The 24,272-nt window shown below is 62.7% G+C and carries 20 protein-coding genes; 8 read left to right on the top strand and 12 right to left on the bottom strand.

Annotated elements, in window-relative coordinates:
• Nucleotides 1-7: 7 nt before the first annotated feature.
• Together AB5Y59_RS04235 and AB5Y59_RS04240 are read right to left on the bottom strand one after the other, a co-directional pair.
• Nucleotides 8-676, bottom strand: coding sequence for an amino acid ABC transporter permease (locus AB5Y59_RS04235; RefSeq protein ID WP_010672283.1), 669 nt, complete (start codon nt 674-676; stop codon nt 8-10).
• Nucleotides 677-1,435 carry an amino acid ABC transporter substrate-binding protein gene (locus AB5Y59_RS04240; RefSeq protein ID WP_039040644.1) on the bottom strand — a complete coding sequence of 253 codons (759 nt, stop codon included), beginning with the start codon at nt 1,433-1,435 and terminating at the stop codon, nt 677-679.
• A 310-nt stretch (nt 1,436-1,745) separates the two neighbouring features.
• Between AB5Y59_RS04240 and dnaA the strand changes: the two genes are divergently transcribed.
• The 4 genes from dnaA to gyrB all read left to right on the top strand — a co-directional run bounded on the left by dnaA (nt 1,746) and on the right by gyrB (nt 7,817).
• Nucleotides 1,746-3,116 (top strand): chromosomal replication initiator protein DnaA, encoded by a 1,371-nt coding sequence (gene dnaA / locus AB5Y59_RS04245; protein ID WP_039040645.1) that lies wholly within the window; start codon nt 1,746-1,748, stop codon nt 3,114-3,116.
• 83 nt (nt 3,117-3,199) lie between these two features.
• Nucleotides 3,200-4,303 carry a DNA polymerase III subunit beta gene (gene dnaN, locus AB5Y59_RS04250; RefSeq protein ID WP_139736282.1) on the top strand — a complete coding sequence of 368 codons (1,104 nt, stop codon included), beginning with the start codon at nt 3,200-3,202 and terminating at the stop codon, nt 4,301-4,303.
• A 2-nt stretch (nt 4,304-4,305) separates the two neighbouring features.
• A complete protein-coding gene (gene recF, locus AB5Y59_RS04255; protein WP_010672287.1) occupies nt 4,306-5,409 on the top strand; it encodes a DNA replication/repair protein RecF in 1,104 nt (367 codons plus the stop codon).
• Entirely contained in the window at nt 5,406-7,817 is a 2,412-nt protein-coding gene (gene gyrB / locus AB5Y59_RS04260) for a DNA topoisomerase (ATP-hydrolyzing) subunit B (RefSeq protein ID WP_041212069.1), read from the top strand. Before recF ends, gyrB begins: the two co-directional genes overlap by 4 nt.
• A 99-nt stretch (nt 7,818-7,916) precedes the next feature.
• On the opposite strand, the gene AB5Y59_RS04265 is transcribed toward gyrB, so the two are convergent.
• Nucleotides 7,917-8,882: a GlxA family transcriptional regulator gene (locus tag AB5Y59_RS04265; RefSeq protein WP_042864676.1), complete on the bottom strand. Its 966-nt coding sequence runs from the start codon at nt 8,880-8,882 to the stop codon at nt 7,917-7,919.
• Nucleotides 8,883-8,967: 85 nt separating this feature from the next.
• Complete coding sequence (locus AB5Y59_RS04270; protein ID WP_202016900.1) at nt 8,968-9,738, bottom strand: MBL fold metallo-hydrolase; 771 nt, start codon at nt 9,736-9,738, stop codon at nt 8,968-8,970.
• A 256-nt stretch (nt 9,739-9,994) separates the two neighbouring features.
• On the opposite strand from AB5Y59_RS04270, the gene AB5Y59_RS04275 reads away from it, so the two are divergent.
• Together AB5Y59_RS04275 and AB5Y59_RS04280 are read left to right on the top strand one after the other, a co-directional pair.
• Nucleotides 9,995-10,408, top strand: a complete 414-nt coding sequence (locus tag AB5Y59_RS04275; protein ID WP_010672291.1) for an Hsp20 family protein — start codon at nt 9,995-9,997, stop codon at nt 10,406-10,408.
• 92 nt (nt 10,409-10,500) lie between these two features.
• Nucleotides 10,501-10,941 carry an Hsp20 family protein gene (locus AB5Y59_RS04280; RefSeq protein WP_010672292.1) on the top strand — a complete coding sequence of 147 codons (441 nt, stop codon included), beginning with the start codon at nt 10,501-10,503 and terminating at the stop codon, nt 10,939-10,941.
• A gap of 73 nt (nt 10,942-11,014) precedes the next feature.
• Here AB5Y59_RS04280 and AB5Y59_RS04285 read toward each other — a convergent pair whose 3' ends face one another.
• Complete coding sequence (locus tag AB5Y59_RS04285; protein WP_109113150.1) at nt 11,015-12,265, bottom strand: valine--pyruvate transaminase; 1,251 nt, start codon at nt 12,263-12,265, stop codon at nt 11,015-11,017.
• Nucleotides 12,266-12,548: 283 nt separating this feature from the next.
• Here AB5Y59_RS04285 and AB5Y59_RS04290 point away from each other — a divergent pair, with 283 nt between their 5' ends.
• The gene (locus tag AB5Y59_RS04290) at nt 12,549-12,782 is read left to right on the top strand and encodes a hypothetical protein (RefSeq protein WP_041214189.1); all 234 of its coding nucleotides are present in this window, start codon (nt 12,549-12,551) and stop codon (nt 12,780-12,782) included.
• On the opposite strand, the gene AB5Y59_RS04295 is transcribed toward AB5Y59_RS04290, so the two are convergent.
• Nucleotides 12,712-13,536, bottom strand: a complete 825-nt coding sequence (locus tag AB5Y59_RS04295; RefSeq protein ID WP_323884422.1) for a helix-turn-helix transcriptional regulator — start codon at nt 13,534-13,536, stop codon at nt 12,712-12,714. The genes AB5Y59_RS04290 and AB5Y59_RS04295 overlap by 71 nt on opposite strands.
• A gap of 91 nt (nt 13,537-13,627) precedes the next feature.
• Between AB5Y59_RS04295 and AB5Y59_RS04300 the strand changes: the two genes are divergently transcribed.
• Nucleotides 13,628-14,755, top strand: a complete 1,128-nt coding sequence (locus AB5Y59_RS04300) for a multidrug effflux MFS transporter (RefSeq protein WP_182935621.1) — start codon at nt 13,628-13,630, stop codon at nt 14,753-14,755.
• Nucleotides 14,756-14,759: 4 nt separating this feature from the next.
• On the opposite strand, the gene AB5Y59_RS04305 is transcribed toward AB5Y59_RS04300, so the two are convergent.
• From AB5Y59_RS04305 to gorA, 6 genes are all read right to left on the bottom strand, one after another.
• Complete coding sequence (locus AB5Y59_RS04305; protein ID WP_039040653.1) at nt 14,760-15,443, bottom strand: response regulator; 684 nt, start codon at nt 15,441-15,443, stop codon at nt 14,760-14,762.
• A 38-nt stretch (nt 15,444-15,481) separates the two neighbouring features.
• Nucleotides 15,482-18,070 carry a DUF4118 domain-containing protein gene (locus AB5Y59_RS04310; protein WP_368211529.1) on the bottom strand — a complete coding sequence of 863 codons (2,589 nt, stop codon included), beginning with the start codon at nt 18,068-18,070 and terminating at the stop codon, nt 15,482-15,484.
• 102 nt (nt 18,071-18,172) lie between these two features.
• Nucleotides 18,173-18,700 (bottom strand): potassium-transporting ATPase subunit C, encoded by a 528-nt coding sequence (locus AB5Y59_RS04315; RefSeq protein ID WP_041212076.1) that lies wholly within the window; start codon nt 18,698-18,700, stop codon nt 18,173-18,175.
• Nucleotides 18,701-18,760: 60 nt separating this feature from the next.
• Nucleotides 18,761-20,818 (bottom strand): potassium-transporting ATPase subunit KdpB, encoded by a 2,058-nt coding sequence (kdpB, locus tag AB5Y59_RS04320; RefSeq protein WP_368211530.1) that lies wholly within the window; start codon nt 20,816-20,818, stop codon nt 18,761-18,763.
• 55 nt (nt 20,819-20,873) lie between these two features.
• On the bottom strand, nt 20,874-22,556 hold the full coding sequence (kdpA, locus tag AB5Y59_RS04325) for a potassium-transporting ATPase subunit KdpA (protein WP_368211531.1): 1,683 nt from the start codon (nt 22,554-22,556) through the stop codon (nt 20,874-20,876).
• A 325-nt stretch (nt 22,557-22,881) separates the two neighbouring features.
• Entirely contained in the window at nt 22,882-24,231 is a 1,350-nt protein-coding gene (gene gorA / locus AB5Y59_RS04330) for a glutathione-disulfide reductase (protein ID WP_263309419.1), read from the bottom strand.
• Nucleotides 24,232-24,272: the final 41 nt, after the last annotated feature.

The raw sequence follows: 24,272 nt of genomic DNA on the forward strand, positions 1-24,272 counted from the left end.
GCCTCCTTTAATAAGCACGGTTCAGCCGCACTTCCAGCAGATGCTGCAAGCGGGTGAAGAAGATGACCACCACCCAGTAGATCAGCGCCACCGCCATGAAGCTCTCGAAGAACTTGAAGGAGGAGGCCGCTTCCATCTGGGCCTTGCCCATGATCTCCGCCACTCCCAGGGTAAACGCCAGGGAGGTGCTCTTGATCATGTCGATGAAGTAGTTCATCAGCGATGGTGTCGCGATGCGGGCAGCCTGGGGCAGGATGATCCGCTGCATCGCCTGCAGCCGGCTCATGCCGATGCTGAGGGCGGCTTCCATCTGGCTCTTGTGGATGCCGAGAATGGCTGCCCGGATCGACTCGGCCATGTAGGCGGCAAAGTGCAGGGTCAGGCCGATGATGGCGGCGGTAAAGGCATCCATCCCCACGAAGATGGGGAAGAGCTGCGGCAGCCCGTAATAGAGCAGGAACAGCTGGACGAGCAGCGGTGTACCCCGGAAGAACGAGATATACAGCATCGCCAGCCAGTGAAGTGCGGGAACGCGAAACACCCGTACTATCGCCAGGATCAGCGACAGTACGAGTGCCAATACGAATCCCCACAGGGCCATTTCCATCGTGGTGCCCAGGTATTTGAGCAGGATGGGAAACAGCCCTAGCGTGTACTCGAGGTCAAATTCCATCATTTATTTGCTGGTGATGTCCGCTGCGAACCATTTTTCGGAGATTTTGGTCAGGGTGCCGTCTTTGCGCATGGCGGTGAGGGCATCGTCAACCTTCTTCAGCACGGCCTGCTTTTCCGGGGTCTTCAGGAAGGGCAGGGCGTTCTCGATGGTTTCGAACGGTGCACCTGCCTGTTGCAGCGGCAGCTTGGATTCCTTGATCAGCTGGGCGGTGGAGACGCGGTCCATCACGAAGGCGTCGATGCGGCCCAGGGCGACATCCTGCTCGAAGGCGGAGTCATAGGTACGGATATCGATCTTCTTGTTGGGGTCGTTCTTGCGCAGCAGCTCTTCGAAGTTGGAGCCCAGGTTGACGGCGACTTTCTTGCCTTCCAGGTCTTTGATGCCGTGGATGGTGTTGTTGCCCTTGCGGACCACGATCTGGGCACCGTCATAGACATAAGGCTGGGAGAAGGCGTACTTGGCCTTGCGCTCGTCGGTGATGGTGATCTGGTTGGAGATGGTGTCGACGCGGCCGGTTTCCAGCATGCCGAACAGGCCGGAGAAGCTGGCGGTCACGAACTCGACCTTGTAGCCGGTGCGCTCACCGATCTGGTTCCACATGTCCACCTCGAAGCCCTGCAGCTTGTCCTGCTTGACGAAGGTGAACGGGAAATATTTGCCGGACATGCCGACCTTGATGGTTTCCTGGGCGATGGCCTGGCCGGACAGGCTGGCCAGCAGAATGGCGGCGCCGGAAATCAGTTTGATGGTGGATTTCATGGGGATTCCTCTCTCTGTAGTGCTGTATTTTTAGTTGTAATCACGGGTTGGCGCTGATGTTATTGGAATAAAATATAAAAAATAAATGATATTTGGTTATATAAAATAACTATGGTTGCTGCGCGCCATTCTGTCCACATTGCCGATATCCAGCTGTGGGTAACTTTGGGGATGAAATGGGATCCTGGGGCGTTGGATCCTTGAAAGTCAAGGATCTTATTTGCTGGATCCGTGCGGCAGCAACTGGAGATCCGGCCACTAAAAACGTAGAATAGCCGGTCTTTACTTAATCAATTGACGGGAGTCTAGAGTGACTGCTTCGCTATGGCAGCAGTGCCTTAACCGGCTGCAAGATGAGTTGCCCTCGGCAGAATTCAGCATGTGGATCCGGCCGCTTCAAGCGGAGTTGAGTGACAATACTCTGACCCTGTATGCACCGAACCGCTTTGTTCTGGACTGGGTACGCGACAAGTACCTGCTCCGGGTCAACGGCATCATCAACGAGCTGTGCGGAGCCGACGCTCCCACCCTGCGTTTTGATATCGGCAATCGCCCTCATCCCGTCGCGGTCGCCAGGGCGCCGGCCCGTGGTGTCGATCCTGTGAATAACTCTCCCAAGAGCTGGGAAAACAAGGCCGAAAACAAGCCCGAGCCAAACCACAAGAGCAACACCAACGTGAACTATACCTTCGAGAATTTCGTTGAGGGTAAGTCCAACCAGCTGGCCCGTGCGGCCGCCCGTCAGGTGGCCGACAATCCGGGTGGTGCCTACAACCCGCTGTTCCTCTATGGCGGCACCGGCCTGGGCAAGACCCACCTGCTGCACGCCGTTGGCAATGCCATCAAGGATCGCAAGAAAGACGCCAAAGTCATCTACATGCACTCCGAACGGTTCGTGCAGGACATGGTGAAGGCGCTGCAGAATAACGCCATTGAAGAGTTCAAGCGTTATTACCGTAGCGTCGATGCCCTGCTCATCGATGACATCCAGTTCTTCGCCAACAAGGAGCGCTCCCAGGAGGAGTTCTTCCACACCTTCAACGCCCTGCTTGAAGGCAACCAGCAGATCATCCTGACCTCGGACCGTTATCCGAAAGAGATCAACGGGGTGGAGGATCGTCTCAAGTCCCGCTTCGGCTGGGGACTCACGGTGGCGATCGAGCCGCCGGAGCTGGAGACCCGTGTCGCGATCCTGATGCGCAAGGCGGACGAGAACCAGATCCATCTGCCGGACGAAGTGGCCTTCTTCATCGCCAAGCGGCTTCGCTCCAACGTCCGTGAACTGGAAGGCGCCCTCAACCGGGTGATCGCCAACGCCAACTTCACCGGCCGCGCCATCAACATCGACTTCGTGCGCGAGGCGCTGCGCGATCTCCTGGCCTTGCAGGAGAAGCTGGTTACCATCGACAACATCCAGAAGACGGTGGCGGAGTACTACAAGATCAAGCTGGCGGACCTGCTCTCCAAGCGTCGCTCCCGTTCCGTTGCCCGCCCGCGCCAGCTGGCGATGGCGCTGGCCAAGGAGCTGACCAACCACAGCTTGCCTGAGATAGGGGATGCCTTTGGTGGCCGTGACCACACCACGGTTCTTCATGCCTGCCGCAAGATCGAGCAGCTGAAGGAAGAGAGTCACGACATCAAGGAAGACTATTCCAACCTGATCCGTACCCTTTCTTCCTGATAACGGAACGGAGTGCACAGATGCAGATTGCATGTTCCAGCCTGATCCGATTCCTTTCCTCCCAATAACAACGGAGAGCACAGATGCAGCTCGAAATTAGCCGTGAGGCCCTGTTACGTCCCCTGCAACTGGTGTCCGGTGCCCTGGGTGGCCGGCCGACCCTGCCCATCCTCGGCAACGTCCTGCTCGATGTCAGCAATGGCCTGCTGTCGCTGACCGGGACCGATCTCGAGGTGGAGATGATCGGACAGGTCTATCTCAACAGCGACAGCCAGGATGGCCGCACCACTGTGCCGGCGCGCAAGCTGCTGGACATCTGTCGCGGTCTGCCGGAGGGGGCGGAGATCCGCTTCAGCACCGAGGGAGAGCGCCTCATCATCCGTTCCGGTCGCTCCCGCTTCAACCTGTCGACCCTGCCGGCGACCGAATACCCGAACATCGAGGATTGGGAATCCGTGCTCGAGTTCGACATCAGCCAGCTGGAGCTGAAAAAACTCATCGACGCGACCCAGTTCTCCATGGCGAGCCAGGACGTGCGCTACTACCTGAACGGCATGCTGTTCGAGAGCGAAGGACACGGCCTGCGTACCGTGGCGACGGACGGTCACCGGCTGGCCACCTGCCGCCGCGAGGTGGTGGGGGAATCGTTGCCCGATCATCAGGTCATCCTGCCGCGCAAAGGGGTGCTGGAGCTGGTGCGCCTGCTGGAAGCGGAAGACAAGCCGGTACGGCTGCAAGTGGGCCGTAGCAACCTGCGCGCCGCCCTGGATGGCTTCATCTTCACCTCCAAGCTGGTGGATGGCCGTTTCCCGGACTGGCGCCGCGTCATCCCGAGAGGGAGCGACAAGGCCCTGATCGCCGGTCGCGAGGATCTGCGCCAGGCCTTTGCTCGTGCCGCCATCCTCTCCAACGAGAAATTCCGTGGGGTGCGTCTCAATCTGCAGGAAAACCTGCTGCGCATCACCGCCAACAACCCGGAACAGGAAGAAGCCGAAGAGCTGCTTGACGTACAATACGCCGCTGGCGAGATGGAGATCGGCTTCAACGTCTCCTATGTGCTGGACGTGTTGAATACGTTAAAATGTGACCAAATCCGGATCAGCCTGAGCGATTCCATCAGCAGCGCCATTATTGAGGATTTTGAGAACCAAGATGCCCAGTACGTGGTGATGCCGATGCGGATCTAGTCGTGTCCCTGGTCAAACTCCAGCTCAGCGACTTTCGCAATATTCAGCACGCCAGTCTCGCGCTGTCTCCCGGCCTCAATATCCTGGTCGGGAGTAACGGCAGCGGCAAGACCAGCGTGCTGGAAGCCATTCATTACCTTGGTCTCGGCCGCTCGTTTCGTACCCATTTGACCGGGCGGGTCATCCGCCAGGGCGAGCGGGCCTTTACCCTGTTTGCCCAGTGCGAGCTGGAGGGGCGTCAGGTGCCCATCGGGCTTGCCAAGGACAAGGGGGGCGAAACCCAGCTCAAGATCGCCGGTGCCCAGGCCCAGCGCCTGGCCGATCTGGCGGAGCTGTTGCCGGTACAGTTGATCCACCCCGATGGTTTCAGCCTGCTGACCGGTGGGCCCCAGGCTCGCCGGGCCTGGCTCGACTGGGGTGTTTTCCATCAGGAGCCGACCTTCTTCTCCCTCTGGGGGCGGGTGCGTCGGCTGTTGAAGCAGCGCAATGCCTTGCTGCGCCAGAGCACCCAGTATCGTCAACTGGCATTCTGGGATCAGGAGCTGGTGCGACTGGGTGGCGAGCTGGCGGGGTTTCGCGCCAGTTATTGTCAGGCCATTACACCCCTGATCAAGGAGATGACGGCAGATTTTCTGCCGGAGTTCGATATCAGTCTTGGATTCTATCGAGGCTGGGAAAAAGACACTCCCCTCGATGCATTGCTGGAGGCGGGGTTCGAACGGGATCGTTCGCTGGGGTACACTGGGGTCGGTCCGCAGAAGGCGGACGTGCGGCTCAAGGCGAACGGCGTGCCCGCGCAGGATATTTTGTCCAGGGGTCAGCTGAAGTTGCTGGTCTGTGCCATGCGGCTGGCCCAAGGGCTCTATTTGAATCAACATAGCAGCCGCGGCTGTATTTTTTTAATTGATGATTTTGCCTCTGAACTGGATGTCGACAAACGTCGTCTGCTGGCCGCAAGGCTGAAGCAGTGCGCGTCCCAGGTGTTCATCACCGCCATCGATACCGGTCAGCTCGCAGACATGATGGATGCGAGTGATTGCAAGCTGTTCCACGTGGAACAAGGCAAGATCTCCGAAACGTTAGAGAAGGCAGAGAGTAAGCTATGAGTGAAAATACTTACGACTCCTCGAATATCAAGGTGCTCAAGGGCCTGGATGCGGTCCGCAAGCGCCCGGGGATGTATATCGGCGATACGGACGATGGATCGGGCCTGCACCACATGGTGTTCGAGGTCGTCGACAACTCCATCGACGAGGCTCTGGCTGGCTACTGCTCCGATATCCAGGTCAAGATCCATTCCGACGGCTCCGTCTCCGTGCGCGACAACGGTCGCGGCATTCCGGTGGACATCCACCCGGAAGAGGGCCGCTCCGCCGCCGAAGTCATCATGACCGTGCTGCACGCCGGCGGCAAATTCGATGACAACTCCTACAAGGTGTCCGGCGGTCTGCACGGTGTGGGCGTCTCCGTGGTGAACGCGCTTTCCGACAAGCTGCTGCTGACCATCCGCCGCAACGGTCATGTCTACGAGCAGACCTATCACCTGGGCGAGCCGCAGGCACCCCTCAAGCAGATTGGTGACAGCACCGGCACCGGGACCGAAGTTCGCTTCTGGCCGAGCCCGACCATCTTCAGCGACACCCTGTTCCACTACGAGATCCTGGCCAAGCGTCTGCGCGAGCTCTCCTTCCTCAACTCCGGCGTCTCCATCCGTCTGATGGACGAGCGTGACGGCCGCGAGGCGCACTTCTGCTACGAAGGGGGCATCAAGGCCTTCGTCGAGTACCTGAACCAGAACAAGACCCCGATCCACCCCAAGGTGTTCCACTTCACCACAGAGCAGGACGGTATCGGTGTCGAAGTCGCCATGCAGTGGAATGACGCCTATCAGGAAGGGGTCTACTGCTTCACCAACAACATTCCGCAGCGGGATGGCGGTACCCACCTGGTGGGCTTCCGTACCGCGCTGACCCGGACGCTGAACAACTACATGGACAAGGAGGACTACAGCAAGAAGGCCAAGTCCGCCGCCAGTGGTGACGACGTCCGTGAAGGTCTGATTGCCGTTATCTCCGTCAAGGTACCGGATCCCAAGTTCTCCTCCCAGACCAAGGACAAGCTGGTCTCGTCCGAAGTGAAGACCGCCGTGGAACAGGCGATGGGTGAGAAGCTGGCGGACTTCCTGCTGGAAAACCCGGGCGACGCCAAAATCGTGGTCAACAAGATCATCGATGCGGCCCGTGCCCGTGAAGCGGCCCGCAAGGCCCGCGAACTGACCCGCCGCAAGGGCGCGCTGGATATCGCCGGTCTGCCCGGCAAGCTGGCGGACTGTCAGGAGAAAGACCCGGCGCTCTCCGAACTCTACATCGTGGAAGGGGACTCTGCTGGCGGCTCCGCCAAGCAGGGTCGCAACCGGAAGAACCAGGCCATCCTGCCCCTCAAGGGCAAGATCCTGAACGTGGAGAAGGCCCGTTTCGACAAGATGATCTCCTCCCAGGAGGTGGGCACCCTGATCACCGCCCTGGGCTGTGGCATCGGTCGCGACGAGTACAACCCGGACAAGCTGCGCTATCACAACATCATCATCATGACCGATGCGGACGTCGATGGTGCGCACATCCGTACCCTGCTGCTGACCTTCTTCTATCGTCAGATGCCGGAAATCATCGAGCGTGGCTATGTCTTCATCGCCCAGCCGCCGCTCTACAAGGTGAAGAAGGGCAAACAGGAGCAGTACCTGAAAGACGAAGACGCATTGTTGCAGTACCAGACCGCCATGGCGCTGGACGGTGCGACCCTGCACGTCAACGAATCTGCCCCGGCCATCGGTGGCGAGGCGCTGGAGCGTCTGGTCAACCAGCATCGCGCCGTGACTCACCTGATCACCCGCATGTCCCGTCGCGCCCCGGAAGCCGTGCTGACCCAGCTGATCTATCAGCCTGAGTTGAACGAAACCCTGCTGGCCAGCGAGAGCGATCTGCAGGCCTGGTGCCAGAGCATGGAGGCCGTGCTCAACGAGAGCAACCATGGCATCCAGTACCAGATGCAGGTACGCCGCGACGAGGAGCGCAGCCTGTTCGTGCCCCACGCCGTGGTACGCCAGCACGGGGTTGATCGCGAATACCCGCTCAGCTACGACTTCCTGCAATCCTCCGAGTACCGTCAGCTGGTCTCCCTGGGCAAGGAGATCGCCAACCTGATCGAGGAAGGCGGTTACATCAAGCGTGGCGAGAAGGTGAAGCCGGTCGCCAGCTTCGTTGAAGCGGTCGAGTGGCTGATGGGCGAAGGCAAGCGTGGCATCTACATCCAGCGCTATAAAGGGCTGGGCGAGATGAACCCGGAGCAGCTGTGGGAAACCACCATGGATCCGGAAGCCCGTCGCATGCTGCGTGTCACCATCGACGATGCGGTCGGCGCCGACCAGCTCTTCTCCACCCTGATGGGTGACGCCGTAGAGCCCCGTCGCGACTTCATCGAGACCAACGCCCTGCGGGTTGCCAACCTCGACGTCTAATCAGACGGTCCGACAACCATCAAAAGCCGCTCCGCGTGAGCGGCTTTTTGTTTTCTGGATGGAAGGGAGAGGGTGCGTTCCACGTGAAACATGAGGGACCTAGACTCTGTCACCGCGGAAGGTGCGGCGCCACTCCCGCGGCGACACCCCGAAGCGGGCGCGAAAGTGCTTGCGCAATATGGTGGCAGACCCGAGCCCCACCAGTTCGGCGATGCGTTCCACGGTGTGGGAGCTGGACTCCAGCAGCGTCTGGCTGCGGCGCAGGCGCTCCGCCATCAGCCACTCCCCGAGGGAGAGACCGGTGGCAAGCTGGAAGCGGCGGCTAAAGGTGCGTCGGCTCATCATGCAATGTTCCGCCAGGCTGTCCAGGGTGTGGGGCGCGGCCAGGTGCAGACGCAGATGATCGAACAACTGGTTGATCCTGGCATCCCGGGTGGAGGCGGGTACCGGCTGCTCGATGAACTGGGCCTGGCCACCCTCCCGGTGGGGAGGCACCACCAGCCGCCTGGCCAGCTTGTTGGCAATCTGGCTGCCGTGATGCTGGCGAACCAGATAGAGGCAGCAGTCGAGGCTGGCGGCGGTGCCAGCCGAGGTGATGAGCCCGTCGTCGTCGACGTAGAGGGCATTGGTATCGAGCCGCACCCGGGGGAAGCGCTGGACGAACTCCTGTTCAAATTCCCAGTGGGTGGCGGCACCGCGCCCGTCCAGCAGGCCGGCATAGGCCAGCACATAGGTACCGAGACAGAGCCCCACGATCTGGGCTCCCCTGATCCGGGCGGCAACCAGGGCATCGAGCAGGGGTTGGGCGGGGCGCTCGGCCGGATCGCGCCAGAAGGGGATAATGATGATATCCGCCTCCAGCAGACCCTCCAGGCCATAGTCGGCCTCCATGCGAAAGCCCTGGGAGGAGGCGGGTTGCCGCGTGTCATCCCCGGCGCAGAGTCTCAGCTCGAACAATGACTGGCCCGGCATCATCTTGTCGCCAAAGATGAGGCAGGGCACCGAGCAGTGAAAGGGGCTGAAGCGATCGAAGGTGATGACGGCGACGATGAGGGGACGGGGCATGGTGGCAGACTCCTTTGCACTCGGATCCCCATCATACGGGGCAGCAACAGAAAGCCGAAGAGCCATGTGGTGCCCGGCCTCTCGCTCAGAGCACCATGGTGTCGCCATCCTCGGGCACCCGTACCCGGGCGGCCATCCCCTGGCTGTCCAGGTAGTCGCGCAGTTCCCGCCGGGACAGCAGGGCATGATTGACCGCCTCCATGTGGCTGGCGATCAGGGTGGCCTGCGGGGCGGCCTGATAGACGGCGGCCACATCCTCCTTGCCCATGATGATGGCGCCCAGACCCGTCACCTGGGCATCACCGCAGTTGAGGACGACGACCTCGGGTTGGTGCCGGTGCAGCGCTTGTTCAACCTGGGCATTCCAGACGGTGTCGCCGGCCAGATAGAGGGTCTTTTCGGCGGGATGGGAGAAGACCACTCCGCTGACCTCGCCAAGGCGATCCCCCAGCAGGGCCATGATGGTATCGCTGCCGTGCCGGCCTTCCGTCTGTTGCAGGCGAATGCCAGCGAACTCGCCGACCTCACCCAGCAGGCGCACATCCTCGAAGCCGCATCCCCTCATGGTGTCGGCATCTTTCTGATGCTGCACGAACAGGGGAAGGTGCCTGGGGATCTTCGTTTTCGCGACATCGTCCCAGTGATCCAGATGGTCATGGGTGACAATCACCGCATCCACCTCCAGCAGGGTCGCCATGGGCAGCGGCAGCTCGACCAGGGGGTTGCGAAGATGGCTGTTGGCCATGCCTTCGAAGCCGGGGTAGCTCCCCTTGGGGGCCAGCATGGGGTCGATGAGGAAGCGGGTTCCTGCGTAGTGGATGAGCAGGGTGGCGTTGCGAACCTGGGTAATCTTCATGGCGTGCTCCGGTTTCTCGTTGGGGACACGGCCAGTATGGAGGGGTGAGGGACGGATCATGAGTGGCCCTCAGGCCTATTATCGATCTAATCGGGCCATTCTTGATGGCCTGCATTTCTTTTGTTTTTACCCCTTGAAAGCCAAATGCTGGCCCCTATATAGATAACAAGGCCGGAACGCTCGACAGAGGTTTCGACCAGGCGCCCGTCCATCAGGAGGGCAAACAATCCGTTATCGCTCACAAGAGGGTAATACTATGCGTTCTATCGACTTTTCTCCGCTCTATCGTTCTGCCATCGGTTTCGATCGTCTGGCCACTCTCATCGAATCTGCCGCCAGCAATGGCAATGCCGGCTATCCCCCCTACAACATCGAGCAGCTGGGTGACAGCGACTACCGCATCAGCATGGCGGTGGCGGGCTTTACCCAGGAAGAGCTGGAGCTGAGCTTCCAGGAAAATCTGCTGACGGTGAAGGGCAGCAAGCAGGCCGACACCGAGCGCAACTACCTCTATCAGGGGATCGCCGAACGCGGTTTCGAGCGCCGCTTCCAGCTGGCCGACTACGTGCGGGTGAAGGGGGCCGACCTCAAGAACGGTCTGCTGCACATCGACCTAGTGCGCGAAGTGCCCGAGGCGATGAAGCCCCGCAAGATCGAGATCAACGGCTGACAGCCTGACCTCGTCGCATTGCTGATGTTTCCCGGGTGCCGATGGCGGGCCCGTGGAGAGTAAACCCTGTTGCTTTATAGAAGGATAGGATCATGCGTAACCTCGATTTTTCTCATCTCTATTCCAATGCCGTCGGCTTCGAGCGGATGGCCCGCGAGCTGGAAGGCCTGTTCGATCAGAAGACCTCGGCCTACCCCCCGTACAACATCGAAAAGCGGGATCACGACAGCTACCTCATCACGGTTGCCGTGGCCGGTTTCGATCGCAATGAGCTGGAGCTGGAGACCGAAAACGGTACCCTCAAGGTGAAGGGGCGCAAGGTCGCCACCATGGGCGAGCGCCAATTCCTCCATCAGGGGATCGCCGAGCGGGACTTCGAGCTCGCCTTCAAGCTGAGCCAGCACGTGGAAGTGCAGGGGGCCAGGCTGGAGCACGGTCTGCTGACCATAGAGCTGGCCCGGGAGCTGCCGGAAGCGCTCAAGCCTCGCGCCATCCCCATCGGCAAACCCGATCAGCTGGCACTGCCCGGTTAAACAACATCGCTGACCACCTGATAGAAAAGAGGCCTGCATCTGCAGGCCTCTTTTTTTCATGCCGAAGGGGGAATCAACCGGCGTAGAGGGCGTTGATCTCGTCGGCCAGGATGGCGATGCCGCGACGCACCAGATCTTCGCTCTGGGCATAGTTGAGGCGGATGCACTCCTGGCTGTGGCGCCACTCGGGGTCGTCGATGCCGGGGAAGAAGTAGTGGCCGGGCACGATCAGCAGGTTCTTCGCCTTCAGTCGCTCATACAGCTCCTGGCAGTGGATCGGCAGGTCTTCGAACCAGAGCCAGAGGAAGAGGGCACCCTCCGGCTTGTGGATGTGGAAGCGCGGGTCCGGAATGGCCTCGCGCAGCAGCTGGACCGCGAAGGTGGCTTTGTGCTGGTAGAAGGGTTTCACCACCTGTTCGCTCAGGGTGATGATGTCTCCGCTCTCGATCATCGGAATGGTGATGGCCGGACCCAGGCTGCCCGGTGCCAGATTGATGATGCCGCTCAGGTTGGTGATGGCCCGGATGATCTTCTCGTCGGCGATGACGATGCCGCAACGGGTGCCCGGCAGGCCGAGCTTGGAGAGGCTCATGCAGAGGATGGTGTTGGCGTTCCAGAACGGCTTGGCGTCGCTGAAGATGATGCCGGGGAAGGGCACGCCGTAGGCATTGTCGATGAGGAGCGGGATCCCCTTGTCACGGGCGATCTGATCGAGGTGTTCGATCTCCTCGTCGGTGAGCACGTTGCCGGTGGGGTTGGTCGGCCGGGAGACACAGATCACCCCGATGTCGTCGCCCACCTGCAAGCTCTCGAAATCCACGTGGTATTTGAACTGGCCGTCGGGCAGCTTCTCGATGGTGGGCTTGTAGGCGACGAAATGATCGTCCGAGAGGGCCGAGTCGGCATAGCCGATGTATTCGGGGGCCAGGGGGAACAGCACCTTCTTCTTGCGACCGTCGGCGAATTCGCCGGCCAGCAGGTTGAACAGATAGAAGAAGGCGTTCTGGCTGCCGTTGGTCAGGGCGATGTTGCGGGCGGAGATCTCCCAGCCCAGCTCCTTGCTGAGCAGGGCGGCCAGCGCCCTGGTGAACCTGTCCTTGCCCTGGGGGCCATCGTAGTTGGCCATGGCCTTGATCAGTTCGCCGTTGTCGAGCAGGGTATTGGCCTCGGCCTGAAAGCGTTCCAGCATGGCGGGGATGGGGGCCGGATTGCCGCCTCCCAGCATGATGGCGTCGGGATTCAGCAGCCCTTGATTGAGGTCGTCCATGAGTTGGGTAATACCGGCGTGGCGAGTGAACTTCTCGCCGAACAAGGAGAATTCCATTCGGTGGCAAATCCAGAGTCAGTTAAGGGGGGAGCTAGCACCATAGCTCACTTCAAAAGCGGGTGTCGATCAAAAAAACGGGGCGTTTCACGTGGAACAGGGTTGCCATGATGGAGGTGGTAAAAAAAACCATTTATAGGTTTTAAAATAACCAACATTCGATTCAGGAAGGGGGGTGGCAGCATCAAAAAATTATTTATATCAATAAAATCATGCTGTTATAAATCTGGCACAACTATTGGAATAGCTATCTGGTCATCTCAACCACACCGGAGCACGCCAGATGAAGATCCTGATCGCTACCCTGATTGCCAGCAGCCTGAGCCTGAATGCCATGGCCGCCGAGAACCCCAGACCCGAGCTGGATAGCGCCGCCCTGCAGCAGGAGATGCTGGCCTTGCAGCAGCAGGCCTCCCATGACGTGGTGGCAGAGGCCATCCACAACCTCAAGCCGCTGGCCCTGGAGACCCTGGTGGTGGAGGCGAGCTCTGCCGATGCGACTCATCCCGAGAGTTGAGGTAGCGCAAGGGGGTCTGCCCCGTGTGCTGCCTGAAGAAGGCGATGAAGGCGCTGTCGCTGGCGAACTCCAGGGCAGCGGCCACCCGGCTGATGGGCTCGGCTTCGGCCAGCAGTTCCATGGCCCGAAGCAGTCGCCACTGCTGGCGCCAGGCCTGGTAGCTCATACCGGTCTCCCGCATGAAGATGCGGCCTATGGTCTTGTCGCTGGCACCCACCCGTTCGGCCAGCCGGTTGAGCCGATCGGGCAGGGTGTCACCCCGCTTTATCTCCTGCAGCCAGCCGGTCAGACGCCCGTCTGACGGCAGCGGCAACTGCCAGGATTCCCGCGGCGCTTGCGCCAGCTCTTCTTTCAATAATGCCAGTGTGCAGGTTTGCTCTGCTTCCGGCTTGTCCCAGGGCCAGAGCGCCATCCGCTCGATGATCTCCCGCAGCAGCGGGTTGACCGCCAGCACCGCCATCTCGTTTGGCAACTCGGGCTCCGGCTGGAAGTAGAGGGAGCGATAGGCCACAACTCCGCGCATCAACACCCGGTGGGGCAGGCCTGCTGGCAACCAGGCTGCCCGCGTCGGCGGGAGCAGGCAGACCCGATTGTCCAGCTCTATGGTCATGCAGCCGGCCTGGGCGAACAGCAGCTGATGACGCCGGTGTTGATGGCGGCCGGAGTCGTGCCAGCCGAGGGCGGCGGCGATGCCAACCACGGGGCCATAGTGCTGGTCGGGGTCGAAGGGGTGATCGGGAAGAATAAAGGCCATGTGTCCGATTATTGATGTTTATAGTCCTGCTTATTGTAATCGGACAATCGGTGACTCTCTAGAATGACGCCTCTTGTGAAGGAGGTATGTCATGAACAACAGGTTGCCACCGCGCTGGCTGGTGGTCGGATTGATGATGTTTCCCCAGATAGTGGAGACCATCTACAGCCCGGTGCTGACCCATATCGCCACGGAGTTTCGGGTGAGCGAGGGGCAGGCGTCCCAGACCCTGTCGGTCTATTTTCTGGCGTTTGCGGCGGGCGTGGTCTGCTGGGGCAGGTTGTGCGATCTCATCGGGCGGCGTCCCGCCATGCTGGCGGGGCTGCTGACCTATGGCGCCGGCACCCTGCTGGCGTTGCTGGCCACTCAATTTGAAACCCTGCTGCTGGCCCGGGTCATCGCGGCCTTCGGCGCCGCCGTGGGTTCCGTGGTGACCCAGACCATGCTGCGCGACAGCTATCAGGGCAGCGATCTGGCGCGGGTCTTTTCGGTGATGGGCATCGCGCTCTCCCTGAGTCCTGTGCTGGGGCTGGTGAGCGGCGGCCAGCTGGCGAGCGGGTTCGGCTATCTGGGGGTATTCGGCGCCCTGCTGGTGTTGGCAGTCGGATTGCTGCTGGTCACTTGCTGGCAACTGCCGGAAACCCGGCCGGCCATCACCCAGCGGGTGGCACTCTGGCCGCTGGCACAACGGATGGCGCGTGATGCAGCCTTGTGGCGCAGCGCCGCACTGGTAGCGCTGTTCAACACCATGCTGTTTGGCTACTACAGCCTGGCGCCGTTTCTGTTTGCCGGGCTGGGGTTGAGTGCGGGCGAGTTCGGTTACTCCGGCATCGTGCTGGCGCTGGCGACCCTGGTGGGCAGCCTGCTCAACAAGCGTCTGCTGGGCCGTGGCTGGTCGCCTGCCTCGCTGATCCGGCTCGCCGCCGTTCTGGCGCTGGGGTCCGGCTGGCTGGTGTGGGCCAGTCAGGCATCGCTCTGGTTTCTGCTGCCCATGACGGGAGTGGTGATCGCGTTCGGGCTGGCTATCCCCAATGTGCTGAGCCAGGCACTGCTGGCCTATCGGGAGGTGGCGGGCAGTGCCGGGGCCCTGTTCGGGCTCGGTTACTACCTGCTGCTCAGCCTGGGGTTGGCGGTTGCAGCCAGCTTGCAGGATCTCGGGCTGCTGCTCGGGGGATGCGGTCTGCTGGCCCTGTGCTGCGGTTGGCGTCGTTCCACGTGAAACATCAGCTGCCGATAAAGCGGTAGCCGATGCCGGCTTCAGTTTCGATCAGCGTGGGTTGCTGGGGGTTATCTCCCAGCTTCTTGCGCAGACTGGCGATGACGATGCGCAGGTAGTGAGTGTCCTCCTTGTGGCTTGGCCCCCAGATGTCGATGAGCAGCTGGGTCTGTTGCACCAGCTTGCCGGGGTGGCACACCAGCGCCTGCAACAGGGCGAACTCCTTGCGGGAGAGGGGGATCTCCTCGCCCTGCAAGGTCACCTTGTGGCTGCTGCTGTCCAGGGTCAGGCCACAGTGGGGGAAGTGTCGACACTCGCCGCTGGTGGCACCGACGCGCTGGCGCAGCAGCACCCGGATACGGGCCATCATCTCCCCGACGCCGAACGGCTTGCTCATGTAGTCGTTGGCCCCCGCATCCAGCAGCCGCACCTTCTCCTGCTCGGAGTCCCGCGCCGAGAGCACCAGCACGGGATTGGCGTGGTGCTCGCGGATGGCGTGCAGGATTTGGATGCCATCGCCATCCGGCAGGCCCAGATCCAGGATCACCAGGTCGGGGTTGAGGTGGCGATACTGCGCCATCCCCTCGGTGACGCCGACCGCCTCGCTCACCTGATGTCCTTCGGCGATCAGGCTGATCCGCAAAAAACGGCGGATGGCCGCCTCATCGTCGATGACCAGTATGTGAGCCATTCAGTCTCCCGTTTGCTGATTGAAAAGGGCGGCGACCATCAGGCCGCCGGTGCGTTGAGGGCCAGCGGCAGGGAGATGCGCATGCAGGTGCCGTTGCCGTTGGGGCCGGCGAATGCCCAGATGCGGCCGCCGTGGACCTCTATCATAGCGCGGGAAATGGCGAGGCCAAGCCCGGTGCCGCGGCTGCCGCAGTCGCCGACCGGCTGGGTGTAGAACAGATTGAAGATCTTGTCCCTATCCGACTCGGCGATGCCGACCCCGATATCGATGATGTCGATGATGAGGTCGGGATCCGCCAGCATCACCTTGAACTCGATGGGGGTGCCGGCCGGTGAGTAGCGGGAGGCGTTGTCGAGGATGTTGACCAGCACCTGCTCGATCAGGGCGCCGTGCACATAGAGCCGGGGGATCTGCTGATCGAAGTGCACCTGCAGCTTGTGCTGGCGCCAGGAGGAGTCGAGTCTGCGGCGGGCGCTCTCCACCAGGTCAGCCAGGTCAACCCAGTCCCGTTTCAGCTGGAAGTCCGGTGAGCCGATGCGAGTCATGTCCAGCAGGTTCTGGACATAGCCGTGCAGGCGGCGCGCCTCGTCCTGCACCGAGTGCAGCAGTTCGATGCGGTCCTCCGCACTTATCCGGTCCCCGTATTCCAGCAGGGTGCTGCCGGCCCCCATGATGGTGGCCAGCGGCGTCTTCAGGTCGTGGGAGACCGAGGAGAGCAGGGCGGCGCGCATCCGGTCGGTCTCCGCCTGCAACTGGCTGTCCGCCAGCCGCTCGTTGAGATCGATTCGGGCCAGGGCGGCGCGGATATCGGTGAGCAGGGCCTGCAGCTGGTGCTCGGCGGCGGAGGTGAGCGGGCTGGCCAGCCGGATGCCCAGCACCAGGTCATCGCCGAGGTGATGATACTGGGCCTCGGCGGCGTTGAGGGTGGCGGTATGGGCACCGGCGCTCTGCTTCTGGGCCAGGCACCAGTCAATGGCGGCCTTGTCGGTCTGGCCCGGCCCGGTCTGGGTGTCACCGGCCCGGTACTGGTAATCCCCATCGAGCGCGAACACGGGCTGCCCAAGGGCGAGGGCGATGGCCTGGGTTCCCTGTCTCAGCACGTCCACCGGGCTGCTGGCGGTGGCCAGTCCCTGGCTCAGGGAGAGCAGGGCGTTGCCCAGTTGCTGGGTCTCGCGCAGGCTGACCAGTTGCTGACGCTGGCGGGAGGCGAGGCGCCCGGCCGCGATGCCGACGATGAGCAGCACGAACAGGGTGAGCAGGTCGCTGTGGCTGGCCACGCTCAGGGAGAAGTAAGGGAAGGTGAACAGCAGATTGTGGCCGACGAATCCCAGCACGGCGGCCAGGATGGCGGGGACCAGGCTGGTGGTGAGCGCGGTGGCCAGTACCCCCAGCACGAACAGCATGGGCAGGGAGGCGGGGGGCAGCCAGTGGGAGAGGGCCCAGACCGCGGCCGAGGTCCCCCCCATGATGGCCACCGCCAGCAGGCTCTGGCGAAGCTCACCCGGGCCTGCCGTTGGCAGGGTCAGACCGGGCTTGCGCTTCTCGGTATCCACCAGCGTGATCTCGAATCCCTGCGCTTGTTTGAGCAGATGCTGTACTAGGGATCGACGCCAGGGCGGGTTGCGGGATTTGCCGAGCAGCAATTGGGAGACCTGCTGCTGTTCGGCGGTCTCCAGCAGGGCATCGGCCACGGCCGGGCTGGAGAGGGTCAGCACCCTGGCCCCCAACTGGGAGGCGAGGGCCAGCGCCTGCTCCAGCTCGGGGGAGCGTTGCCCCTTGCTGTCGATGTGCACCACCAGCCAGGGCAGTTGCCTGCGCTGGGCGAAGCGGTGGCCGTAACGCACCAGGGCGGCGCCGTGCTCATCCCCGATGCAGACCATCAGCTTGCCCCGCAGCGGCAGTGTGGTCTTGCCGGCGGCCTGCCACTGCAACTGCAGATCCCCCTCCACGTGGCTGGCGGCGGTCTGCATCGCCAGCTCCCGCAGGGCGGTCAGGTTGTTGAGGGAGAAGAAGGATTGCAGGGCGGCCTTGGCCTGGTGGGGCACATAGACCTTGCCCTCCTTGAGGCGGCCGAGCAGCTCCTTGGGGGGGAGGTCGATCAGCACCAGGCTGTCGGCCTCCAGCAGCACCTGATCCGGCAGGGTCTCCTTGACCCTGACCCCGGTCAGCTGCCACACCAGATCGTTGAGGCTCTCCAGGTGCTGCACGTTGAGGGTGGTGTAGACGTCGATGCCGGCGCCCAGCAACTCCTCCACATCCTGCCAGCGCTTCTCGTGGCGGCTGCCGGGGGCGTTGCTGTGGGCCAGCTCGTCCACCACGGCGATGGCGGGCTTGCGCGCCAGCAGACCGTCCAGATCCATCTCCTCCAGCCGCTGCTGGCGGTGCAGGTGCAGTGTGCGCGGCAGGATGGCGAGCTTGTCGAGCAGGGCCAGGGTCTCCTGGCGGCCGTGGGTCTCCACCACCCCGATCAGGATGTCGACTCCCTCCCTGGCCTGCTCCCGCACCGCCTGCAGCATGGCGTAGGTCTTGCCGACGCCGGGGGCCGCGCCGAGAAACACCTTCAGCTTGCCCCTGTGCTCCTGCTCCAGGCTCGCCAGCAGGGCGTCTGCCCTCACTTCATCACGCATCCCCGTGCTCCCGTTGCATCGGCCGAACTGCGGCCGTGACCTCATTGCTCATGCTTGTCCCCATTGTCGAAAGGGAGCCTTCCCGAACGGCAAGGAGCGCCCTCAGGCGCCCTTTTGATGATCGAGTTGCAGGTTCAACTGGAGAATGTTGACCACCTGCGGGCCAAGGATACCAGCTTGTGCCGCCGACTTGACCTGCTCCGTCAGCTGAACGGGATCCAGCCCCCGTTGCCCGGCGACCCTATCCACCTGGGCCAGCGCTGCATCGAGGGGCAGATGGGGATCGAGGCCGGAGGCGGAGCGGGTCAGCAGGGCGGGGACCCTGGCTTCCGGCTGCGCCCTGGCCGCCGCTGCGGCAAACTCGGCCCGTAGCGGCGAGCTCATCCCCAGGTTGCTTCCGCCGCCACCTATGGTGGCGAAATCGCTGGCGGAGGGGCGGGAGTGGAAGTAGTCGGCCCGCTCGAATTTCTGGGCTAGCAGGGCGCTGCCGACCACCTGCTGTTTGGCGTTGGTGAGCAGGCTGCCGTTGGCCTGCCAGGGGAAGAGCAGCTGGGCCAGCCCGGTGACGGCCAGCGGATATGCCACCCCCAGCAGCAGGGTCAGGGTCAGCAGGGTTCTGATTGCTATCATGATTTTCTTGCTCCAAATGCGTTGGGTGGATGCGGGCCTGCCCCGCATCCGGTAATGCCGTTACACCAGCCCCAGGCCGGTGATGACCAGGTCGATCAGCTTGATACCTATGAAAGGCACTATCAGGCCGCCGACGCCGTAGATCAGCAGGTTGCGGCGCAGCAGGCTGGCCGCCGTTCCCTTCAGGCTGACCCCGCGCAGGGCCAGCGGCACCAGCGCGACGATGATCAGGGCGTTGAAGATGATGGCCGACAGGATGGCGCTCTCCGGGCTGCCCAGCTGCATCAGGTTCAGCGCCCCCAGCTGCGGATAGGCGGCGATGAACAGGGCCGGCAGGATGGCGAAGTACTTGGCCACGTCGTTGGCGATGGAGAAGGTGGTCAGGGCGCCGCGGGTCACCAGCAGCTGCTTGCCCACCAGCACCACGTCCAGCAGCTTGGTGGGGTTGGAGTCGAGATCCACCAGGTTGCCCGCCTCCTTGGCTGCCTGAGTCCCCTCGTTCATGGCCAGCCCTACGTCGGCCTGGGCCAGCGCCGGGGCGTCGTTGGCGCCGTCCCCGCACATGGCGACCAGCCGGCCGTCGGCCTGCTCCTGACGGATGTAGGCCAGCTTCTTCTCCGGCGTCGCCTCGGCGATGAAGTCATCTACCCCGGCTTCGGCGGCGATGGCGGCGGCGGTCAGCGGGTTGTCACCGGTGATCATCACGGTGCGGATCCCCATGTGGCGTAGGGTCTGGAAGCGGGCCTTGATGCCCGGCTTGATGATGTCCTTGAGGTACACCACTCCCAGCAACTTCTCGTGGGTGCAGACCAGCAGCGGGGTACCCCCTTGGCGGGCGATGTTGTCCACCGATTTGAGGATGAGCTCCGGCACCGCCTTGCGATCGAGGGAGAGGTAGCGTAGCACCGCGTCCACCGCCCCCTTGCGATAGTGATGGCCGTTGCGATCCAGCCCGCTCAGCCGGGTCTCGGCGCTGAAAGGGATGATGATGTCGCTCTCCAGCTGGCTCGGTCTGGTGTGGCTCTTGCCCGCCAGGGTCAGGATGGATTTGCCCTCCGGCGTATTGTCACCGAGCGAGGCCAGCATGGCGGCCTGGGCCAGCAGGGAGGGATCCACGCCGGGGGCCGGGATCAGCTCGTCCGCCATCCGGTTGCCGAAGGTGATGGTGCCGGTCTTGTCCAGCAGCAGGGTGCGCACGTCGCCGGCGGCTTCCACCGCCCGGCCCGACTTGGCGATCACGTTGAGCTTCACCAGCCGGTCCATGCCGGCGATGCCGATGGCGGAGAGCAGGCCGCCGATGGTGGTCGGGATCAGGGTGATGAACAGCGCCAGCAGATAGAGCCGGGGCACCTGGGTGCCGTTGTAGTCGAGGAACCAGGGCAGGGTGGCCACCACCAGCAGGAAGATCAGGGTCAGCCCCACCAGCAGGGCGTCCAGCGCCATCTCGTTGGGGGTCTTCTGCCGCTTGGCCCCTTCCACCAGGGCAATCATGCGATCCAGCGTACTTTCGCCCGGGTTGTTGGTGATGCGCACCCAGATCTCGTCGGAGACGACGGTGGTGTTGCCGGTCACGCCGCTGCGGTCGGTGCCCGACTCGCGGATGACGGGGGCGGATTCGCCGGTGATGGCAGCCTCGTTGACCGAGGCGATGCCGGCGACCACTTCGCCGTCGGCCGGGATCATCTCGCCGCTGCGCACCAGCACCAGATCGCCCTTGAGCAGGCTGGTGGCCGGTACCCACTCGCCCTTGTCATCCTGCGGGCTGGTGACTCGACGTGCCTTGAGCTGGCTCATGCCGGCCTTCAGACTGTCGGCCCGCGCCTTGCCGCGCCCCTCGGCCAGGGTCTCGGCGAAGTTGGCAAACCAGAGGGTGAGCCAGAGCCAGGCGGTCAGCTGCCAGGCCAGCGAAGGAGCGACGCCGGAGAGCGGTTGCCCCAGCAGCGACTCCAGGGTCGCCATCACGGCCGCCAGCCAGAGGGTGAACAGGATGGGGCTGCCGAACAGCGCCCTGGGGTTGAAGCGATAGAGGGCTTCCACCATGGCCTGCAGGATCTGTGATTTCTGTTTCTTGCCCTTCACCGGAATGGTGTCGGTGCTCATTGAAGCGGACTTGCTCATTGGAAAGCTCCCTGCATCGAATAGTTGGTCACGCAGATCAATCGGGTGTGCAGCATCAGAAGGCACCTCCCAGCAGGCTCAGGTGTTCCGCCACCGGGCCCAACGCCAGCACCGGCAGGAAGGAGAGACCCCCCATCAGCAGCACGGTGACGATCAGCAGGGTGATGAAGAGCGGGCCGCTGACGGGGAAGTCCCCCTCGCTTCGCTCCTGGCGCGGGGCACGGGCCAGCTGGCCGGCGATGGCCAGTACCGGAATGATGTAGCCGAAGCGGCCGAGCAGCATGGCCAGCCCGATGGCGATGCACTGCCAGCTGTCGGCGGCGGCAAAGCCGGCGAAGGCGGAGCCGTTGTTGCCGGCGGCCGAAGCGTAGGCATAGATCAGTCGTGACAGGCCGTGGGGGCCGTCGTGACCGATGACGGTGGCGGAGTTCGGCATCAGCAGGGTAATGCCGCCGATCACCAATACCCCGACCGGCATCACCAGCATGCTGGCGACCACCCATTTCATCTCGGTGATGCCGAGCCGTTTGCCCAGATAGGTCGGAGTGTGCCCCACCATCAGGCCGCACAGGAACACGGTCAGCAGCACGAACAGCATCATGCCGTAGATACCGGCACCGACGCCGCCGAACACCACTTCACCCAGCAGCATGTTGATCATGGCAACCATGCCGGCGAGCGGGGCGAAGCTGTCGTGCATGGCGTTGACTGAGCCGTTGGAGGCGGCGGTGGTGGCCACTTCCCAGATGCTGGACAGCACGGGGCCGAAGCGGCTCTCCTTGCCTTCCCAGTTGCCGGCTTCGCTGGTGAGGTGGGCGAGGGCCGGATCCGGTTTCAGCTCCTGGCCGATGGCGAGGCAGAGCCCCAGCACCAGCATGATGGTCATGGCGATGAGGATGGCGCGGCTGTGGGCCAGATCCTTCACGTAACGACCCAGGGTGCAGACCATGGCGGCGGCCAGCGTCAGCAGGGCGACCATCTCCAGCCAGTTGGAGAGGGCGGTCGGGTTCTCGAACGGATGGGCCGAGTTGATGCCGAAGAAGCCGCCGCCGTTGGAGCCGAGCTGCTTGATGGCGATCTGGGAGGCTGCCGGGCCGAGCGGCAGCAGCTGCTCCTGGCCTTCCAGGGCGTGGAACGGCAGGTAGGCAGACAGGCTCTGGGGCACCCCCTGCCAGACCAGCAGCAGCGCCAGGATCAGCGCCATCGGCAGCAGCACGTAGAGACAGAAGCGCACCAGATCCTGCCAGAAGTTGCCGAGGTGGGTGGTCTGCTGGCGGGCGATGCCGCGAAACAGGGCGATGGCGACGGCGCCGCCGGTGGCGGCGGAGACGAAGTTCTGGGTGGTGAGCCCCACCATCTGGCTGAAGTAGGAGAGGCTGGCTTCGCCGGAGTAGGCCTGCCAGTTGGTGTTGGTCATGAAGCTGACCGCGGTGTTGAAGGCGAGTTGCCAGTTCAGCCCGGACAGCTGTTGCGGGTTGAGGGGCAGCAGCCCCTGCGCCATCAGGATCAGGAACAGCAGGCCGAAGCCGGCGCCGTTGAAAGCCAGCAGGCTGAGGGCGTAGGACTTCCAGTCCTGCTCGCGCCCGTCCGTGCCGCAGCAGGCCAGGGTGGCGCGCTCAAGCGGGGCCAGCCAGCGACTCTTGCCTTCAAACACCCGATAGAGGTAGTTGCCAAGCAGAGGCGCCGGCAGCAGCACCAGCAGCACGAACGCGACGGGATAGATGATCTCTTGCCACATATCCGGTTCCTCACTCATGAGTGCGCGCGAGGGCGCGCAGCAGATAGCCCGCGAGGGCGAGGACCAGCAGCAGATATAGCCAATTCATAACGACTCCGTTGAGGTAATTAGCGTCAGGGATCGATGCATATCCGTGTCGATCCCATGGGTCTCATTGACGCTCAAAGGGTATGTAAAACGGGCGTAAAGGCGCCATAAAGCCCAATTTGGCTGGCGTAAAATCGGCGTAAAGAAGGCGGGTTTTGCCGGCTGGTGGACGGGCAAGGCACAAAAAACCCGGCCTGGGCCGGGTTTGGATGCAAGTCGCTGAGACTCTGATATGCGGTTAGCGCATGGTCACAAACTCTTCCGCGCTGGTGGGATGGATGGCGACACAGTTGTCGAAGTCCGCCTTGGTGGCGCCCATCTTCATGGCGACGCCGAAGCCTTGCAGGATCTCGTCCATGGCGAAGCCGATGCCGTGCAGGCCGACCACCTTCTCTTCCGGCCCGACGCAGACCAGTTTCATCCGGGTGGGCTGGCGATGCTGGGTCAGTGCCGAATACATGGCGGTGAACTGGCTACGGTAGACCTTCACCTGATCTTCACCGTATTCGGCGACGGCTTCCGGCTCGGTCAGGCCGATGGTGCCGATGGGCGGGTGGCTGAACACCACGGTCGGCACCAGATCGTAGTTGAGGTGCTCGCCCGGCTTGTTGTTGAACAGCCGCTCCGAGAGGCGGCGGCCTGCCGCGACAGCCACTGGGGTGAGCTGGATGCGGCCGGTGTTGTCACCGACGGCATAGAGGTTGGCGACGGCGGTGTTCTGGAACTTGTCGGTGGGGATGAAGCCCTTCTCGTCCAGGGTGATGCCGGTGGCAGCCAGATTGAGGTTGTCGGTGGCGGGCACGCGACCGATGGCCCAGATGAGGCAGTCCACGGTGAGGTGGCGACCATCTTCCAGTTGCAGGGTCAGGCTGTCGTCTGCGTTCTTGATGACGGCCTTGGGAATTGCGTGGGTGTGCAGCTTGGGCCCTTCCTGCGCCATGATCTCCACCAGGGTCTCGTGGATCATGGGGTCGAAGTTGCGCAGCGGCGCATGCTTGCGCACCACCAGATGGGTCTCGGAGCCAAGGGCCTGCATCACGCCTGCGATCTCCACGGCGATATAGCCGGCACCCACCACGGCAACCCGTTTGGGCTGGCTTTGCAGGTCGAAGAAACCGTCGGAGTCGATACCCAGTTCGGCGCCCGGAATGGTCGGGACCTCGGGGCGGCCGCCGGTGGCAATCAGGATGTGATCGGCGCTGTAGTGCTCGCCGTTCACCTCGACGGTATGGCTGTCGACGAAGCGGGCGAAGCCCTTGATGACGGTGATCTGGTTCTTGCCCAGCACGTTCTGGTAGGACTGGTGAATGCGCCCGATATAGGCCTGACGGGATTCGACCAGCTTGACCCAGCTGAAGTGGTTGAGCGTGGTGTCGAAGCCGTAGTCGGCGCCATATTTCAGGGCATCGGCGATCTGGCCTGCATACCACATGGCCTTCTTCGGTACGCAGCCGACGTTGACGCAGGTGCCACCCAGCTCTTTGGCTTCGATCAGGGCGACTTTCTTGCCGTACATGGCTGCCCGGTTGGCCGAGGCGATGCCGCCGCTGCCGCCACCGATGGCGATGTAGTCAAAATGCTGTGCCATTGCGAGGTTCTCCGCTCGTTAAGAATGCAGTCACAGCATGA

Source organism: Aeromonas sp. s10, from assembly GCF_040907975.1.
GTDB classification, from domain to species: domain Bacteria; phylum Pseudomonadota; class Gammaproteobacteria; order Enterobacterales; family Aeromonadaceae; genus Aeromonas; species Aeromonas caviae.